General features: G+C 48.0%; 8 protein-coding genes. All 8 read right to left on the bottom strand.

All coding sequences use genetic code 11. The features are described from left to right. Positions 1-4: 4 nt before the first annotated feature. The 8 genes from H8730_RS14830 to H8730_RS14795 all read right to left on the bottom strand — a co-directional run bounded on the left by H8730_RS14830 (position 5) and on the right by H8730_RS14795 (position 19,546). Positions 5-1,219 (bottom strand): ACP S-malonyltransferase, encoded by a 1,215-nt coding sequence (locus H8730_RS14830; RefSeq protein ID WP_283244002.1) that lies wholly within the window; start codon positions 1,217-1,219, stop codon positions 5-7. Between the two features lies 1 nt (position 1,220). Then, positions 1,221-1,925, bottom strand: a complete 705-nt coding sequence (locus H8730_RS14825; RefSeq protein WP_177714089.1) for a thioesterase II family protein — start codon at positions 1,923-1,925, stop codon at positions 1,221-1,223. Between the two features lie 15 nt (positions 1,926-1,940). Next, complete coding sequence (locus H8730_RS14820) at positions 1,941-2,939, bottom strand: BtrH N-terminal domain-containing protein (RefSeq protein WP_249290086.1); 999 nt, start codon at positions 2,937-2,939, stop codon at positions 1,941-1,943. 1 nt (position 2,940) lies between these two features. Then, the gene (locus H8730_RS14815; RefSeq protein ID WP_177714091.1) at positions 2,941-6,579 is read right to left on the bottom strand and encodes an SDR family NAD(P)-dependent oxidoreductase; all 3,639 of its coding nucleotides are present in this window, start codon (positions 6,577-6,579) and stop codon (positions 2,941-2,943) included. Positions 6,580-6,597: 18 nt separating this feature from the next. Continuing rightward, positions 6,598-14,082 (bottom strand): non-ribosomal peptide synthetase, encoded by a 7,485-nt coding sequence (locus H8730_RS14810; protein ID WP_177714092.1) that lies wholly within the window; start codon positions 14,080-14,082, stop codon positions 6,598-6,600. Positions 14,083-14,174: 92 nt separating this feature from the next. Then, positions 14,175-15,800: a B12-binding domain-containing radical SAM protein gene (locus H8730_RS14805; RefSeq protein WP_177714093.1), complete on the bottom strand. Its 1,626-nt coding sequence runs from the start codon at positions 15,798-15,800 to the stop codon at positions 14,175-14,177. Further along, positions 15,797-17,698, bottom strand: a complete 1,902-nt coding sequence (locus tag H8730_RS14800) for a carbamoyltransferase C-terminal domain-containing protein (RefSeq protein ID WP_177714094.1) — start codon at positions 17,696-17,698, stop codon at positions 15,797-15,799. Before H8730_RS14800 ends, H8730_RS14805 begins: the two co-directional genes overlap by 4 nt. Before the next feature lie 69 nt (positions 17,699-17,767). Beyond that, positions 17,768-19,546 (bottom strand): GTP-binding protein, encoded by a 1,779-nt coding sequence (locus tag H8730_RS14795; protein ID WP_177714095.1) that lies wholly within the window; start codon positions 19,544-19,546, stop codon positions 17,768-17,770. Positions 19,547-19,596: the final 50 nt, after the last annotated feature.

Below are 19,596 nucleotides of genomic sequence, written 5' to 3'. Positions count from 1 at the left end.
GAATTCAGAACATCGCAAGCTCATCCATCCAAGCCTTCTGAACATCGTCAGAGAGCATTTTATGTTGAAAAATGGCATAAACCCGGCTGAGCACCGCCTCCCTGCCCTCGCGGTCCAACTCAGCGCCTGCCTTTACCTCTTTCAGCATAGATTCCAACTCCCGATAAGGGGTAATCACCTGCGATTCATACTGCTGATTGTCAAAGTTGCTGTTTTTTACACTGATGGCGGCGACAATGCACCGCTTCAAAAAAGCCTCCGCCGCTGATGGGTTCATTACGCCGGAAGGAGATTTATCCGGCAAATCACGAAAATCCTGTAGTTGACCGATAGCGCTGAAATGCACGCAGGGAATGTCATCCTTTCCCATAAACCGCCGCAGTACGCCGTTGGGGCTGACATCCACTGCATGATTGGCATATCGACGGATGGACTCCATACACTTTTTCCATCGCACAGGCGAGAGAATCTGCTGTGACAGCATGTCCGGAATGTTGTTCTGATCACTGTAAAGTTCGCCGCTCATATTGGACAGGACAGGAATGGCAGGCGAATGAAAGATATATCGGTCCAAAACCTGACGTAACGCATCCGACGCTTCTTTCATCAAAAGGCAATGGAACGCTCCGGATGTCTTTAACCGAACCGACCTAACGCCCCAGCTTTCCAGCTTCGTTTCCAAGGCCTGAATTGCCGCCAAATCTCCGGACACCACCGACTGCTGGGTGGAGTTATAGTTGGAAACGGCCAATACCAACCCCAGCGCCTGCGCAATGTGACAGCACAATTCCTGCAACGAAACCGGATCCTCTGTCATAACGGCAGTCATAGCGCCTTGTCTTCTGCCCGCGCAGTCCTCCATCAGCTGGCCGCGTACCCGGATAAGTTCCAATGCCTCCGGAACGGCGATAGCCCCCGCGGCAGTCAGCGCGGTGATTTCTCCCATGCTGTGGCCACAGCAAACCGCCGGCTCGATACCCGTTTCCCGTACGAAAACCCGGAAAGCGGCCAGACTAGTCGCGAAAATGGCGGGCTGCGCGTATATGGTTCGGTTCAATTCCTTAGCCGGTCCTTCAAAACATAGCGCAGGAAAGTCGATACCCAACATCTCTCCGATTTCCTCATATATATCACGGACATAAGTGAATTGATCAAAAAATGGTTTTCCCATACCGATCGTCTGGCATCCTTGCCCGGGGAAAAGAAACGCTGTTCGCATATTACCCTTCCTTTCGCATCGCAGCCTGTAGCTGTGTTATTATGATTTTGCTCATAGATTCGGCCTGCTCGTGTAGAAAAAAATGGTTTCCCTTCAATGGATATACCGTCAGCTCCTGTTCGCTGAATTCCTCCCAGTGTTCGATATTCTCCATGGAATACGGATCATCCATCCCGCTAAACACCGTGATTCCACAGGGGAGTGCTTGTGGATGGTACGGGGAACGGGAACGCAAAAGAGCGTAATCTGCCCGTAAAATCGGCAAAAAATATGCCTGATAGGCGGGATTATCAAAAAATTCTTCCTGGAACCCGCCTATTTTTGCCAGATGATTGAGAAACTGTTCATCGTTCATAGACTGAACGTCCCAAGTATCCTCCTGATAATCCGGTGTATTGGCTCCTGATATAAACAGGTGGACCGGGGGACGGCCCATTTGGGTCAGAACACGGGCTATTTCAAAGGCCAGAATGCCCCCCATGCTATGCCCGAACAACGCTGTTTTTTCACTGCTATCGTTCAGATAACCGGCAATTAGGCTATGGACCGCCGCATCCATGTCGGTAAAAAAAGGGACCCCAGTTAAACTCCCTCGCCCGTTTATCTCCATAGGAACGCACTCGATAGCACTCGGGTCGAAATATCGTTTCCATTTTGTATAAACCGTTGAGGAGCCTCCCGCGTACGGCAACATATACAAACGCATGTAATCCAATCCTTTCTAGCGAACGTCCGTTAAAGGCTTAACTGCACATAGTTTCTGATACGTTCGCTGTTCCAACTCATAAAAATTATGAAGTGAAGAGAATATCAGGCCGTCGTAAAGCTTATTGCCGCTGTAATATGCACGAGCTACCACTGCCCGAATCTTCTTCAACACTTCCAGCGAATTTTGTTGCAATTGTAGGATATCCTCCCCCAACCCCAGCATCTTACAGCGGTAACGCTCTATAAACTTGCCATTCACGATTTTATTCAACGATTCGATCCACATAGCAATCTCCTGTTGTCCTGCGGCCATATACCAATTGTAGGTCAGGTCCACAGCCTTCCGCAAATCATCCAGGCCTTGTTGTATGAGCGACCCATAGGTATGCATGTGGCCAATCAGGCGCTCGCGCTCCACTCGCCGCCTTCTTTCCGGCTCCAACTGCGGGATATCGGTATTTTTTGAGAACGCAAAAAATGTTGGAAATTTTGCCTGATAAAACACCTTCAAATATCCCTGATAAGGTCGGAGGATATCGTCAAACCCCACAATATGCGGGCGGTAATTGAGATTCATGCGGTTTTGATGCTCAATAATGGCGCATTGGCGGTTATCAAGATCGATGCCGTAAAGCAGCAGGGTGTGCCCCCAATGGATTTTATTATAGGTATCCCTACGGATGGATTCGTAATAGCAATCCACCCAGATGACCACTGGACAGCCGGCGTTGATGGAAGCAGCTATATCGTCAATCAGACGTTCGCACCGGTCAATTGTCCGAGCCGTCAGACCGGTGCGTTCCAGAACTTGACCCAACGAATCGGCATCTTGATAAACGATCTGCAAACTACATGGGTCGGTACTGTCGGACAACCTGTAAAAGAGAATGTCATTTGAAAGAATCGGATAACGGCTGCCGGAGAAATGATCGACAACCGAAATAACGGAATTGTAAAAACAATCCTTATAGTAGATCTCATTGAAGGGTTGTATGTTCGGTATGGTATTCATGTCACACGCCCTTTTCCTCTGGAATAGCACCGGTTGAAAAATTTTGAGAGTCAATGTAGGCCGCCAGTTCCCCAATCGTGGGGTAAGCGTATAAATCTGCGTGATCGATTTTCACGCCTTCTTCCGCAAGGCACATTTCGATCTGTAGCGCGATAAGCGAATTGCCGCCCAGGTCAAAAAAGTCGTCGTCTATATTGACAGTATCGACACCAAGGGCTTGGCACATAAAACCAGCAAGCATTGTTTCGGTTTTCGTGTAGGTATTATCGCTGTGTCCCAACAGGAGACCGGATGCGTTTTTTGCTGATTGCGGCGGGTAGTCGGGTATTTCTGCCGAATACAACTCACCGGCTACATCCCCCGACAGGCGAACAGGCAGTTGGGACAGTAGGTAATCGACAAAGGGAGCGGCCACTTTCTGAAAACGTCCGACAAATACCGACGGCAACGCGCATTTCAACAGAATATCAAAATCCGCCAGAGCGTCTCGAGGGGTAAGGGTGGCAAACAATCCTTCCCGCTCTTCGCCGGCTTGTCCCATCCCGGTACTCCATCCGGTCCAATCGACGCATACCATGCTCTTGCCGGACAAGCTTTTATTGGCGGCATATGCGCTCATGAAGGCATTCGCGGCCATATAGCTGCCGTATCCCTCCATTCCGAACACCGTTACCGCCGATCCAAAGGTTAGGAAGAAATCAAGCGAATCCGCCGTTGTATACCGATCTAACCATAAAAGGCCGTTGATTTTTGCCTTCGCAGTTTTATACAATGCATCAGCATCCAGCTTATCCATGCTGGCGATTTGGATCGTTCCAGCTGCGTGGAGCACTCCTTTGATTTGATATCCCTGTTTTCGTATCTGATCCAGTGTCCGCCTGACTGCTTCTTCGTTGGAAACATCAGCCTGGTAAACAGAACAGCTGTTACCTGCCTGTTGAAAATCCTCCAGAACCCGCTGAATTGTGGTCGCTTTGTCCTCAGGATACTGGGTAATATCTGTATGTCTTGTCAGGAGCGCGACACGGATACCGGTATGTGTCTGTGTCAGGTAACGCAATATTTCCAGGCCGATACCACCAAAGCCGCCTGTCAGCAGATAAACGCCATCCTTGGTAAACGTGGAAGCTGTGGAATGAACACCCTCGTCTTTTAGGTAATCCAGCATCCGTGCGTAAACCTTGTCCACGCGTACCGCAGTGAAAAAGGACCGGTCCCTCTGCGTAATCAGGGCACCCAACACAGCGGGGGAAGTTGTCTCGTCCGTATCAATACACGAACATAAGATGTTATGGGGTTCCTTGCTAAACCCATGGTGGAGCCCCTCAATCACCGCCGCTTGTGCGTCAATATACGCTTCACGTCCTGTCACGAGATGAGCCTGTTTCGTGATCACGGTGAAACGCAGCAGCGCTTTGCCGGCATAAACACTCACCGCATGAATCAGACTCAGGAAACGACCGGCCACCGCATAGATCTTTTCTGCGTACGTTTTATCGTAAGACGTTTGCCCTTCCTGGTTTATGTAAGAGGGACATATAAAAACAATTTCATCCGGCCGTGCCAGACGCAACTGTTTTTGAACTTCATCATCTGCTATGAAGATATTCGACTGAAGCTCCAGAGTATGCACCACATGTCCGTCCGAAGCCAGAACACGGGACAACGAGGCCATTTGAGTATCGCTGCCGATGAGACAGATGCTTTGGGGCGAACCTGGGGCGGATTGGTAATCCGTCTCAATCCAACAATAGGACTTTATAAGAGGCCGGTTTAACTTTTTCTTTTCTTGTGAATCGGGCCAGCAGCGTATGGGCTGGAAAGCATAGGCGGGCAGGGAAACGACCCGTTGATCCCGCTCGGGGAAAAAGCGGCCGAATGTCGCAGCGTCAAATGATAAATCCTGCACATAACGCTGACATAAAGCGTACAGAGTTTCTGCGTTCTCAAGGACTGGTTCAAATGGAATTTCCATAACGTCAACAGGCGCAGATGTCCTATTGACAGCTTTTCCGTAAAAAACGCCATCACTGTGTTGCGCCTTGTCCGGGCGCCACGACTGCATGCGGGTAAGCAATTCACCGGCAGTAGACCCACATACTGCCAGTCGATAGGCGAAATGTCGGCGGCGCTGATTAGCCGTATAGCAAATATCAGCGATAGATTCACCTGGATGGGTTTGCAGATATCGTTCATACCGCTCTTTTTGCTGTATTAATCCTTCTGCGCTTAGAGAGGAAACCGTAAGGAGATACAAAGGGCGATCTGCCGATTCACCGACGCTTTCCCGTGTAGTTACCGTCGACACAAATTCCTCTATCACGACATGCGCATTGGTGCCGCTAAACCCAAAAGAACTGACACCGCACAATACGGGTTCGGGCAAATGACGAAGATCCAAAGGAGAATTCAACAGAAAAAGAGGTGAATCGATAAAGGAGATATCCGGATTTGGATATTGGAAATGCAGCGACGGCGGGACGGCTTTCCCTCTAAGGGATAGGGCTGCCTTGACAAGGCCGCAAATACCGGCCGTAACATCTAGATGCCCTATGTTTGTTTTCACGGAACCGATTGCACAAAAATTTTTGCGGTCGGTATATTGTTCAAACGCATCCCGGATGCCGCGTATTTCAATGGGATCTCCCATTTTTGTCCCGGTACCGTGCGCTTCAATAAACGACAGCGACTGCGGCCGGATGCCGGCGTTTTTCCATGCTTCGATTAAAAGTGCCTTTTGAGCTTCAGGATTGGGAGCAGATAAACCGATTGACCGTCCGTCCTGGTTGATCGCGCCGCCCTTGATGACAGCATATACCTGATCGTGATCTATGAGTGCCTGTGATAACGGCTTTAAAACGATACAGACGATCCCTTCACCCGTGCCGGTGCCGTTCGCCAACTCGTCGAATGTCCGTGACAATCCGTCAGTGGATTCGATTCCCAACTTCCTATTGGTGTCCAAGGCGAGAAGATTGATGGTGATCCCGCCAACAACGGCCGTGTCCACCCGCTTCATCTGCAGATCCCCTACCGCCTGCATGATGGCAACCAACGAGGAAGAGCAGGCTGAATCAATAATCATGCTGGGTCCCTTTAGATCCATCCAGTAGGACAACCGCCCGGGAATAACCGGCGGCAGGTTTCCTGTGAAGGATACCTCGTTGATGGGAAAGCCCATTTCAGTCAGGAAAATCTCATAATCTCGGCCTTTCTGACTGTTATACGCCACATAGACGCCGGTATTGGTTCCCTGTAAACTATCTGCATAACCCGCGTCATCTATAGCCTCGTAGGCAACTTCCAAAAATAATCGCTGGCTGGGATCCATGGAAACTGCTTCTTTAGGAGCAATACCGAAAAAAGGATAATCAAAATCCGTGATGGTATCCAGGTAAGCCGCCTTTCCGAAACGCACATCCTCCAGCGGCTGTTGGGTTTTGCACAGATACGCCAAAATATCCTTTTTGCGACTTTCCGGTATCTCCGTAACACTGTCCACACCGGCCATCAGATTGGCATAGAATTCCTCCGCCGTACGAGAACCGGGAATGCGCAAGCCGATTCCAATAATGGCGATATCCTGGCTTTCACTGCCGGTCAACGGCTGCCTGTTCAAACTAATCAGTTTCGTTTTCATTGATTTACCTCACGCTTTTCATAAGCAATTGGATAACAGCTTAAAGTAATCCTGCACAATACGCTCAGCGTTATGCGGACAGAAAATGCGGTGATCGAACAGGAACCGCAGTTCTCCCCCACAGCCGACGACCAATTCGAAATTCCCCTGCAGCTGGCTATCCTCGCAGCTGTTCTCAGCCAGAACAAAGCAAGATACCAGGCACCCGTCCTGTCGTGAGACGGCCTCATCCACCTGGAGGTTCATGGCGGCGATCCTATAAGAAGAACGATTCTGAAAAGCATCAAACAGATCCTCATAGGTTTGTATCTGTGCCATGTCCCATCTGTAGCAAGACGACAAGTCGTTCCCGTCCAACAACGTTACATGAGTCTCTTTACATATTTCGTACATCAACTGTATAAAGTTTCCCATCAGAATGATCTGCATACTGTAAAGGGATTCCAGGCCAGAGGCAAAATTTTCCAGTCCTTGCTGCGTTTTATCATCCAATTGAAAAACATATTCCAGATCCGTTTCCTGCGGTTTGTCCGTGGCCGACATGCGGTATTCCTGTACAAGCGTCATGGATGTGGACACTTTGTCTGCGTTTTCTTTCAACAGCCACTCATCCAGATATTTGGATAAGGCTTCAATGGTATGGTAGGTGAACAAATCGGTTATGGTAACGCATTTGTCTCCATACAGCTCTTCCAGCATAGTCTGAACCTGAAGAAGCGAAAGCGAATTGCCGCCGATTTCAAAGAAACTATCGGTTATGTCTACAGCATCTACACCAAGGGTCTGCTTCCAAATATCGTGGATTTTATCCTGAGTGCGCGTAAGTGGACGGGAGGACGACGGCATTTTTTCAGCTGCTGCGGCCACCGGTTTCAACTGGGAACGATCTACCTTGCCGTTGACGTTTAGGGGAATGCTGTCAATAGCCATATAGAATACAGGAATCATATACGACGGCAGATAGTTCGCCAGGTGATCCTGTATCCGCTTTTTATCTATTGGTGAATCGGTGACCAGATAAGCGCTTAATACTTGGTCTCCTTGGGGTGAGGACTGCAGGGCAACCACGCAGTCCTTTACTGTAGGGAAGCGACAGAGAATGCTTTCAATTTCACCTAGCTCAACACGGAAACCACGAATTTTCACCTGGCTGTCCTTGCGGCCAAGGAACTCAATGGTTCCGTCCCGCTTCAGGCGCCCAAGATCGCCGGTGCGATACATTTTGGCATCCCTATTCACAAACGGATCCACCATAAAAGCCATGTTCTTCTGGGGATCGTTCACATAACCGCGCGCAACACCGGCCCCACCGATATACAATTCACCCACATAGCCGGGGGCCAAAAGCTCCCTATTGTCGTTCAGAACATAAAAGGATGAATTCGCAACCGGACGGCCGTATGGAATACTGGGGCTATAGACTTGCTGGGGATCGATTTCATAGTAAATCGACCAAATAGCCGCTTCCGTTGCGCCCCCCAGACTAATAAACTTTGCATGCGGAAAAATGGTTTCAGCTTTTGACGGCAAATCAACCGGTATCCAATCGCCGCTCAACAATGCCAGACGCAAGGAATCGCTGTGTTCACCATAGCCTTTGACTTTATGAACAAGCCCTTGCATCGTGCTGGGAACCGAATTCCATATGGTAATCTTTTCTCTTTGCATTATTTTAAAAAGCTGGCCAATGTCCAGTACATCCTCCTCTTGCGCCATGACCACCTGCGCACCAGCAGCCAAAGTACCGAAAATGTCATAAACAGACAGGTCGAAGCACACAGAGGTTACGAACAGCAGTTTATCCCCAGGTCCCACCGCGAACTTTTCATTTACCCAGTGTACGATGTTCACAGCGGATCTGTGTTCGATCATAACCCCTTTGGGGCGTCCGGTGGATCCGGAGGTATAGATGATATACGCCAGTTGATTTTCACTCACCGGAATATCCAGATTACCGGATTCATAGTTCTCCAGCCCCTCCATATCCACCACGGGAACTGTCATGTCGCCGGTCACTTTATCTGTCAGTAAGCAAACCGCCCCGGCGTGCCGGATCATATATGCACGGCGTTCCAAAGGGTATTTCCTGTCCAAGGGAACATAAGCAGCCCCGGCTTTCAGGATAGCCAGCAGGGCAGCAATCAGAGGAATACACCGCTGCATTTGTATAGCGACGATGTCGCCAGGGCGTATCCCATGTTTTACCAGCTTGCGTGCCAGCCGATTGGCCCACGCATTGAGTTCTCCATAAGAGATACGATGCTGTGCGTCGCTGGCGGCGATTCGCTCGGGATTCCCGGCGGCCCATCGTTCAAAAAGAGTATGCAATCCTCCCAGCGGGAAATCGCTACTCGTATTGTTCAGGGAATTATAGTCGGCTTGAATACGGGCGCGGCCCTTCAGCGATTCACATGAGAATTCCGCATGGTGCTCATCCATCATCTGATCCAATATTTCAAGATACATATCCAAGCATTCCTGCATTTCACTTTTATGGAAATACCGGCTGTCGTACTTGATACGCACACTGAATTTATCCATCGTTCTGGATACTTCAAAGTCAAACGGCGTATTGGTCATCTCATTAGGCTCCAAGGATAGCGGCGACACTATCTCCTGCACGCTCTCTGCGAGCCGTATGGAATCCAGCACATGGAAATCCACATAGTTAAAAATCGTCTCAAACAGCGGGTTGACATGCCGTCCAACCTCCTGTACTGTTTTGGCAATATCGGACAAAAACATCTCGTGCTGTTTCGACCGTCGCAGATAGTCGCGCACAGCATACAGCAAATCCTTTTTGTTGTTGCCGTTTATCTGAACACGAAGCGGTACCGTGTTTAAAAAGCAGCCGACAATTTTTTCCGCATCGGCCAGTTCCGGGCGGTCATGGCTTACAATCCCGGTGAGCACATCGTGTTCATAGCTGGTTATCCGAAGCAGAAATACATAAGCGGCAATGCAAAGCTCTTTGAGAGACACCTTGTTTTTATAGGCATAAGACTGCAGCTTGTGCTGATAAAAATTGGGTAGATCCCGTATGACAATATGTGTTCGGCGCATCTGAGATAACGGCGTTTTTTCCGGGTTGTAAGGAAGCGCATTATAATGAAAACCATCCAGCACCTCATGCCAATACGCCATGTCCTGATCTGACTGTGTCCGTCCCATTGTATAGGCAATATAATCCCTGAAGGTGGAGGCGGCGGGTTCCGGTTCCCAATGGAAATTGCGCTTTACCCCAATCTCGTACAGTTTCACCAGCTCACTCATAAATGTCGCCACACTCCAGCCATCAAGGATGGCATGATGAAAGGACAAAACAATACAATAAGCTCCCTCGCCCAGCCAGAATATTTTGATTCTCCACAGAAAGTCCTTCTCCAGTTCGAAATGGTTGCTCAGATCGTCCTCAAGATAAGCGCGAATCTGTGTTTGCGGATCTGGAAGGGCCCGCAAATCCTCCATTGAGATAAGACGGGATAAGGATAACCCCTGGCGAACGATCTGCAGAGGCTGCGGAAAACGAGTAAAATCAAAGGTGGTGCGCATAATCGCGTGTTTTTGAACCATCGTCTCCATACACTGGCAAAAAAATACATAACTAAAGGAATCCAGTTTCACCTGATAAATAAACTGATCCAGGTACATGGGAACATCCGGATACATCCTAGTGTACAGAAACATGCCCATTTGAATCGGACTGACGGGATACAGGTCCTCCCAATCGACAGGCAGTAAAGAGACAAGATACCTGTCGGAAAGAACCCGCTCCTTCAAGTTCTGAAGAATTTCCATTCCTTTCCGGAGCGTGTCGTCACTGGTTTCCTTCAGTCTCTTATCAATGACCTGGCTCAGCTTTTTAATAGTGGAATACATATAAATATCGTTGACATGCATGTTGATATGCAGGCTTTGATTGATTCTGTTGACCAGGGAAATGGCCTTAATCGAATCGCCGCCGCACATAAAAAAATCATCATTGATACCGATGGCCTGCAGCCGTAGCACCGTCTGCCAAACTTCCAAAAGCTGCCTTTGCCACTGTGTTTTGGGCGACTCCATTTCAGCGGTATTTTGCAAAATATAGGGCTGCGGCAACGCAGCATAGTCAATTTTCCCGTTTGGTTTGGCGGGCATGGCGTCCAACGGAATCAAAATGGAGGGGATCATGTACGACGGCAGGTAAGCGGCTAGGTATTCCCGTATCGCCGCGTTGGTTTTCCACATTTCGTCAGCCTGCCCATAACGTAGATTGAAGTAATCCGAAAAATCTGAAACGATTTCCCTCTTTGCCTGCCGACATATGTAATGACTTAGATTGGGAATTTCGCAAGAGCGGATAAAAACAAGATCGTAATACGAATCCATATCAGGGCCAGACCACAGGCATTCCATATGATACCCATAGTGTTCGGCCATTTTCCTCCATTGCTCTTTGGACCAAGCCTCCTGCTGCCGCATACGGGCCGCGGCAGCGTGGATATCGCAAACGATCCGTTTTTCGTCAGAGTCATATAGAAGCTGTTGATATTGATATAATTCAGGCGAAACGTCCGTGTTTGGCACATGGGAAAGCCGGATGCTGTTATACATCTGAGAAGATACCATTTTCTCCAGTTCAGCGGGGCTTTGCTGCCCCCAAACCAACTTCTTATCACAAGGCCAAGAATCGGGAATGTGGTCAAAATAGATGACGACATCGTACCGGTATCGTCTCATTTCATTATCGTATCGGGACTGCTTGTACAGGATCTCTACTCCAGCCATACGCGGATGAACATCTCGAAGATTCATGAAAAACGCTGGATTAACGCATAGCTCATAGTCCATGAATATGCCGCGGTCGACAGCAGCTTTGAGGAGAGGCGCCGATGTATCGCCCGGCATACGGGAGAGTTCGACAGAGGTATGAAAGGCCTTAAGCAAAGGCTCGCTCCGGATATCGCCGATTAAGGCGTGTCCGTTCTCGGCGATGGTATCGCCGATTAAGCGCAAAACCTTTTCCAGGTAGGCATGATTCGGAAAATACTGAATAACGGAGTTGAGAATAACCATATCATAGAGGGACTGATACAGCAGGGGATTATCCGCCGCTTGGACGTCCACCTTGACATGCTGTAGATTTTGATCCTGGGAGATCGTATCGTTGAGCATAGCAACGGCGGTTTCAGAAATATCCGAAGCGCGATAGGAATCGGTAGAAGGCGCCAGACGATACAATACCAGACCTGTACCACAACCAATCTCCAAGACATGGCGATTTGGTAACCGCCTTACATGACGTATACCATTATCCAGCCAGTCACTCATTTCCTCACGTGAGAAGGCCTCCCCCGTATAACTGCTCTTCCAGCCCGAAATGTTAAAAAGCTGGTCTTGTGTATCCTCCGATTCATGACTGCTATAAGTTTTGTTGAAGACCAGCCGCCATTCGGAAACGCGGCTGCTGTCCGCCTGGGAATCGGTTAATTCCGGCAGATCGTTTTCTTTTTTGGGTACATAATAGGCAACCAATCGAGCGGAATCGGGGGAAGCGTCTTCATATTTTATGACGACGCTTTGCTCAACAAAAGCGCTTCGATTCAACACGTGCTGTATTTCGTCCAGTTCAATTCGAAAACCGTTGAGTTTTACCTGAAAATCCTTGCGTCCCAGAAAATGAATGTGCCCGTCCAGCGTCTGCCGCGCCCGGTCGTTCGTATTATAAACCCGCTCGGAACATACCGTCATGAATTGCTTGGCGGTTAATTCCGGCCTGTTTAAATACCCACGGGCCAAGCCATCGCCCGCAATATATAATGTTCCGGGCATACCAATCGGTGCCAACCGATAATGCTCGTCGAGAATATAAAGCCGGATGTTTTCAATAGGGCCTCCGATGGGAACGTCGGTCGAAAAAAATTGTGGTGAACAATCATAATAGCTCACATCCACCGTGGCTTCCGTGGGACCATACAGGTTATAAAGTCCCACTTCCTTATTTTTAAACAGAGAGAAAAATCGTTCGACGTGTATGGTTTCCAGGGCTTCTCCGCTGGTGAATACACGGCGCAGGGATGGAAGCGGGACATGAGCCTGCTGACAATAAGATAAAAACGATGAAAACATCGTCGGTACGAAATGAACCGTTGTGACGCCGTGTTTACAGATAGCGTCACCAATACGCTGTGCATCCTTCTCGTCGCCCGGCGGCAGCATATACACACTGGCCCCCGCAAAAAACCATAGATACAATTCCCAAATGGATACGTCAAAGGCTATGTTGGTTTTTTGCAAAAGACAATCAGAGGTGTCAAACTGATATTTATGCATCATCCAGTTCAACCGGTTGACAATCGCTCCGTGATCCACGATAACGCCTTTTGGTGTTCCGGTCGATCCAGATGTATAGATAATATAGGCGGCATCGGATTCCTTTGTGGTAATTACTGGAAGTTCTGGACAATTACTATTCTCCTTCAAAGCGTCAGTATCAATGACAAACAGCTCTTCCTGTATGGATTTAAAGATGCCAGGTACATCGGTTACCAATATCCTGGCATCGGTATCGCACAGAATATATTGTAGCCGCTGCAGGGGATTTTGCTTATCAAGAGGTAAATAGACGGCGCCAGCTTTCAGAATGCCCAATAAAACGGCTATAAGATCCGACTGTCTATCCATGGCTACAGCCACCACATCGCCGCTGCGGCATCCACAACGCAAAAGATGCCGGGCAACAATGGTGGAACGATGGTCCATCTCTTCGTATGACGACATAGTTCCATCGCAATCGATCACCGCTCTATTTTGGGGATTGCGGCCCACTTGACTGAGAAAACGGGATAGCAAACCGCCTCTCGCATCGTATGAAACCGTGGTTCTATTCCATGACAAAATTCGGTTTTTCTGCCATTCGGTCTGTGCAGACAGTTCCCAGATTGGGGAATCTGGATGCTGAAGGCATTGTATCAGCAAAGCCTGTATCTGATGGCATATAAGCCATATGGTATTCTGAAAATACAGATCACCGGGATACTGTACAGCCGCCTCAAACCGATTTTCTTCGACACGCAGCCGGATCATCCATGCATCCAAAGGAATTTGAGAGTTGGCGGCATGCAAGTCGTCAAATGCAACGCAAACCCCTATAGACTCCTCCACGTCCGGAGGCATCCTTTTCGGCATACGCATAACGTCCCGGACGGCGTATAAATAATCTTTGAATCTTTGCTCTGGCTGCATTTCCACGCACGCCTGCAGAATTGAGGGACTGTCCCCCCGATAGACACCTAATAGAACATCTTCCATACCATGGTATTGCCAAAGCAGCAGCTGAATCACTGAAACGAACAAAACATAACAGGCTTCCGTATTCCGTTGTGTTACCTGCAAAATGCGGGAAGATGTTTCATCATCAAACGAAAATTTTAGAATCTCCTGCAATGCATCCGTCTCCGTGTCAATTCGCCGATTATCCGGAGGGAATGCCCGCCGTACGACATTTTTAGTTTTATTCATAGTTGAGATCCTCCTGTTGTACTAAGTTTTTTCATTCGGCCTGCCGGCGTCCTTACGATGATACTTACAGGGAACTGCACTATAGAATTGAGTCAAAAACTACTCACAACATAAATTGAAAGCTCCGGATGCCCTGATATCAAGGCTTTATTCAAATGATTCCGCATACGATTAAGGTTTTGAACCGCATCCTCCAGGCGCGCCTTATCCAACAATTTTTCGGTAATCGTATCCGCCGCTGATTCTTGCCACCCATCCTTCGCAAGCTCAATCAGGGCACCATACCACCGGCTGATCCACCCGTTAATCTTTTTGAGCAGAGTATCGCTTTGCGCTCGGTAGAGGGCTACGGCATCCACAGCATCCATACACAGACGTTTCCGGTACACATTGGTGTAATGAGCCGTCACCAGCCGATACATCGACGCATAGTTTTCAATGGCTGACAAAAGAGGAAACAATGAGTAATGCGGCGTCAAAAGTCGTTCAATGTATCGGCACAGATGTTCCACCCGTTGATCCTGAAAATGGTAAGCAATTTCCATATTGGACTCTTGAGCGTCCAGTAGCCCCTCTTTTTCCACGCGGACAGACAGGCGCGTACCCGGATACATACGGTATCGATTGGCTATCAGCCCCATATTGTTCAGAAAATCATACCTGTCAAGAAAATGGTAATTTGCCTCCACCGTTTGCATGGTGGAAAATGGATTGAAATTGATGAATCCAGGCTGCACGTTGATATCATGCCGGGCGAACAGTTGAAAAGTTTTCACATTATCAACTACTGTAGTGCGTTTATTGTACTGGCGTAAATCTTCATCGTTCCCCGCTTCTATCCCAATGAATCCACAGAGCAGTCCCGCTTCCTTTAGCCGGGACATCAGCGAATCATCGGCCTTTTTATAAAAAGACGGGCGGAAATTCGCCATGAAGGATATCACCAAACCGCGGCGGATGATTTCATCGGCAATTGCTAAGACGCGTTCATAATTCACCCCAGGGTCTTCAAAACTGCAATCGATAAAATTGAATATATGAACACCATAACGATGATGAACTGTTTCAATTTCCTCCCCTATGTTTTGCGGAGTGCGTCCGATCCATTTCTTGCGAAAAAGCTGAGAGGAGCAGAAATCACACCGCCCCGTGCATCCTCGGGAACCGGAAATTTGAGCAACCTTTAGCTGGTTGTCCACCAAGAGATCTCGGGCTGGAAAGGGAAGGGCGTTTAAATCCTCCAGAAGACCAGGCTGGGGGTGCGCATGGATCCCATCATGGCCACGATAAATCAGTCCTGGCACTTGATCCATGGCACACGGATCGCCGGCCGCCTTTAACAAAAGGCCAAACGACTCCTCGCCTTCTCCGGTTATTACATAATCAAACCAGGGGCATTCCTCCAGCAGTTTTTCTTTTACGCAAGTAGGATATATACCTCCCGCAACCAAATAACAAGCCGGTAGAAGTTCTTTTATTTTTTCAGCAACATGAAACACCACGTTTTTAGACGTCTCATAAATCACAAACCCGATAAAATCCGGCTGAAAAAGCAATAATTCGTTATAGTCTAATTTTTCCACTTTTGTTCCAATAAGACGAACATCCTCACCGGATTGCCTGAGGAAACTGCAAATCGACGATATGCCGATCTCTTCCAATCCCGTCCACATGCCATCGCTATACAAGACGATTAGTAAAATTTTAATGTCAATCACCTTACCATTTTTTTTATCCTTGAGGTAAACAAATGCAAAAAACGTGATGAATCTTTATCCCGTAGATCATAGGAGGCATATACCTCTGGCATCATGTAATATAGCCCCAGGCTCTCGTCGTCTATACCATAAGGATTGTATTGAGCGGATATCCGCTGACGTTCATCTACCGGCGGTTCCTCGACCAGTGTCCGCCGTGTCAGCGGCCTGTCTGATGGGTAGGCCTGGTGATTCTGAAGTTGGACCCGTTTTCCGTTGACATACATAATTTCGATTCTTTTTCGTAGGGCGAAATTCAAGGCCTCCTCCGCTGTGTTGACAATTGGTTCTCCTCGATCGTTTAATGATGTGTTGCACAGAATAGGAACTCCGGTTGCTTCTTCGAAACCTTGTATGGCACGATAAAGCAACGGATTATCATTTTCATTGATTGTTTGGATGCGGGCGCTATTATCAATATGCGCCACTGCAGGAATCCGTTCACGTTTGTCGGAAAGAATTTCAAAGGTACGCAGCATAAATGGAGAATGGGAAGAGTCCTTGAACCACTCATGTGCTTTCTCCTGCAGGACGATGGGCGCTACGGGACGCCACCATTGACGCTGTTTGATCCGATTGAGCTCGTCCTTCATATATAAGGAGGTAGGAGCGGCCAATAAACTGCGGTTCCCCAGGGCCCTCGGGCCGATCTCGCTGGCCCCATCAAACCAGACCACTGGGGCGCGATTGATGTCGGATACAAAAACAGCTTCGTTAAAATCCGTTATTCCAGCAATATATGGCCGGTAGATACCCCGCTCAAAGACATCGCCAGCCAGAGGATCAACACAACCATAATAAGCGGTTTGCAATTTAAAGTTGAAGGTGCCCATATTCTTCCAAAAGTAAAACAGCGCCATTCCCATAGATATTCCTGAATCGTTGACGCAGGGCGCGGTTATAAAGTCTTTGAAATGATATTTTTCCAACAGGTAGCTGTTGGTGGGACAATTGAGAGCATATCCGCCGGAGACAGAGAGATACGTTTGCTCAGGATCTATAAGATATTCTTCTAAGATGTCTTCAATATTGGTCGCCATCATATTAATGGAGACTTTCTGAACTTCCTTCATAACCATGCTGATTTTATTGTCCCGCACAGAAAACAGCGGATCCATCTCATTGAACAAACGTTCCTTCTCTTTTTCCTCATACCCGTCGATCCGGCTCACCAATTCATGAAAGTATTTTATGAACTTGCCGGCGTCACCATCCATCTGCTTGTCTAGACACGCAGAAAATTGCTCGAGGGATTTGCTTTTTGAGGCTGAAGCTAGCGCCATCAGTGTTCCCTCCTTCAGCTGGTAATGACTGGACGCTATCATCCACAATAGAGCAGGGGAAGATACGGGAAAAATCGTCACACGGCCATGATCGACCACGCACCCGGCATAATAAAAAAGCTCCTTGAGATCTTTTTGTATCAGTACATCCGGCCCAGCATCAACCGCCAAGCCAATGATGTTCTGGTGATAAAAGATCTCCGTATCAGACAATATACCGGAAAACAAATGACATATACTGTGATACGATATGGTCCGCGTGCTTTCGTCATCCGCATATTTATCGTCTGTATCCAATCCCGGTGTACCCAATATTGCTTCCATATCATCAGTGGTTAGTCCGAATTCATCTAAAAGCGTGTTCAAAAAACAGAGCGCCTGTTCAACATCGCAAAAAGCGCCACGATACTCTTTGCGTCCAGTAAGTCGTTCCAATTCCCAATATCGCTTCAAGCTGACAGTTTCTCCATTTTTCTCCCATAATGAAACATTACAGTCATGGCGCTGCGACAGTCCATAAACACTGCCCAAAGGATCGATTTCTAGATAGGTAAACAGATAATATCCATCGGTCATATTGTTAAGCTCCTTCCCTATGACGGATTATTCTAGACTCAGATGAGATAAATCAGGCTAAACGACGCGTTATATATCATAATGGGAATACTCCGATAACCAATTTCCATATCCCTCTGTAACCGTCACCAGCTTTTTTGTTATTTCCCGTTCATTTTCGGCTGAAACAGAACCTATGACAATGGTCCGCTGTTTATCGTACCAGATATCGGCGATAATGCACTGATAGATCGTTAAAAGCTTCATGACGCTTTGATTGTAGAGCGATGGATACGATAGTTCAAACGAAAGGTATGGCTGCAATAGCTGTACACCGCTTCTCTGCAAAGCCAGTACGATCGCCCGATAGGCGAGATCGGCAAAGTCCTTAGAATTGGACGCCACGGGTGTAGATTTCCCGCCTGTAATGGTCACCTGTATATCGGTGACTTCATGTCCTCGCGTGCCCGTTTGCAACGCTTTGTAAATGTTTGTAATCACAACATTCTGATATTTCTTGAAAAGTTTGTCGGTGGATACCTCCGATTGAATAAGGACACCTTTGCCCCGCTCGATTGGCTCGACTGTCAGTTCAATGGACGTAAATATATTCGCACACAGCGAGATGGAGCTTTTTTTTCGCGGCGTTTCCTTATAAATAACAGACGTTTTTCCAAAGGAAACCGAAAGGCTATACTGTTTGAGCAATTTATCCTGTAATACTTTCAACTGGATTTCGCCCAGAATATCCATCCAGATTTCTTTTGCAGCCGCATTCCAACGGATGTTGATGGACGGTTCTTCCTCCTGCAGTTTGCGCAGGGCCTGATAGATTTGAACGCTCTGGCTCTCATCAAACGGAATCACATTGATCTGAAACAGGGACTGGGTCTTATGGGAAAGTGTCCGAACCCCGTCGGAAATGCCGAGAATATCGCCGACCTTGGCTTGTATTCCGCATAAAACCCCTATTTCATTGACTCCGAGCGCCGTCTCCTGCTTGAGCTTCAAACCATCATACCCGTATAGGCGCATTACCTTTTCAAACTGGCCGGTCCGTGTATTGTATACCCTTTCTAATAAATGAATGCTTCCTGAAAAAACACGTATATAGCACATCCTTCCGCCTCCTTCTTGAAAACCGACCTTGTACACAAGCGCCGAGAATTCAGCAGCGAGCGGTTGCCGTTCCGGTATGAAATTGGTAATCCCCCATAAAACATCCCGGATTCCCACAGATAGCTTCGCAGAACCGACGAAAACCGGCATAATATTCCGCTGCAAAAGAAGGACACTTAAAGAAGTCGCCTGTTTTTCCGCCGATTTCGCCTGCAGTTCATCGAATAGCGCTTCATCCAAACGTCGTTTCACTAACAGAGATTTTCCATCAGTATCCCAGGTCTGCATTACAAGTGTTTCCACGTTCAGCTGTTCATGGATATCGTCTATAACCGCGGAGGCGTCCGCGCCCACCGCATCCAGCTTATTAATAAAAAACAGAATCCTCACCCCTTGTGATTGCAACAACGATAGAATTTTTACTGTTTGCGCCTGAACGCCTTCCACCGCGGAAACGATCACAACAGCCCCGTCGATAACCGGGATGACGCGCTCCACTTCGGAGTATAAATCGGCATGTCCCGGAGTATCGATCAAATTGATCACGGTGTTTTCCAACTCGATGCGCACAGAGGTAGATTGAATGGTGATGCCCATGCTTCTTTCCAAGTCCATGGTATCGACATGGGATGTTTGCTTCTCCACCTTACCCAGTTCTTTGGTCAGGTGAGAATCCAATAAAATATTCTCCGTCAATGTGGTTTTGCCTGCGTCAACGTGCGCGAAGATTCCAAGATTGATTATTTTCATATTTTTGCCGCCTTATGCAATTCATATAATCGGCCTTTACTTTCCATCAA

The organism is Bianquea renquensis, assembly GCF_014384895.1.
Taxonomy (GTDB): domain Bacteria; phylum Bacillota; class Clostridia; order Lachnospirales; family Bianqueaceae; genus Bianquea; species Bianquea renquensis.
This window is presented reverse-complemented; position numbering and strand designations above follow the sequence as displayed.

Coding starts and splice junctions, on each gene's coding strand:
- H8730_RS14830 (WP_283244002.1), bottom strand. CDS start 1,219: ATGCGAACAGCGTTTCTTTTCCCCGGGCAAGGATGCCAGACGATCGGT.
- H8730_RS14825 (WP_177714089.1), bottom strand. CDS start 1,925: ATGCGTTTGTATATGTTGCCGTACGCGGGAGGCTCCTCAACGGTTTAT.
- H8730_RS14820 (WP_249290086.1), bottom strand. CDS start 2,939: ATGAATACCATACCGAACATACAACCCTTCAATGAGATCTACTATAAG.
- H8730_RS14815 (WP_177714091.1), bottom strand. CDS start 6,579: ATGAAAACGAAACTGATTAGTTTGAACAGGCAGCCGTTGACCGGCAGT.
- H8730_RS14810 (WP_177714092.1), bottom strand. CDS start 14,082: ATGAATAAAACTAAAAATGTCGTACGGCGGGCATTCCCTCCGGATAAT.
- H8730_RS14800 (WP_177714094.1), bottom strand. CDS start 17,698: ATGACCGATGGATATTATCTGTTTACCTATCTAGAAATCGATCCTTTG.
- H8730_RS14795 (WP_177714095.1), bottom strand. CDS start 19,546: ATGAAAATAATCAATCTTGGAATCTTCGCGCACGTTGACGCAGGCAAA.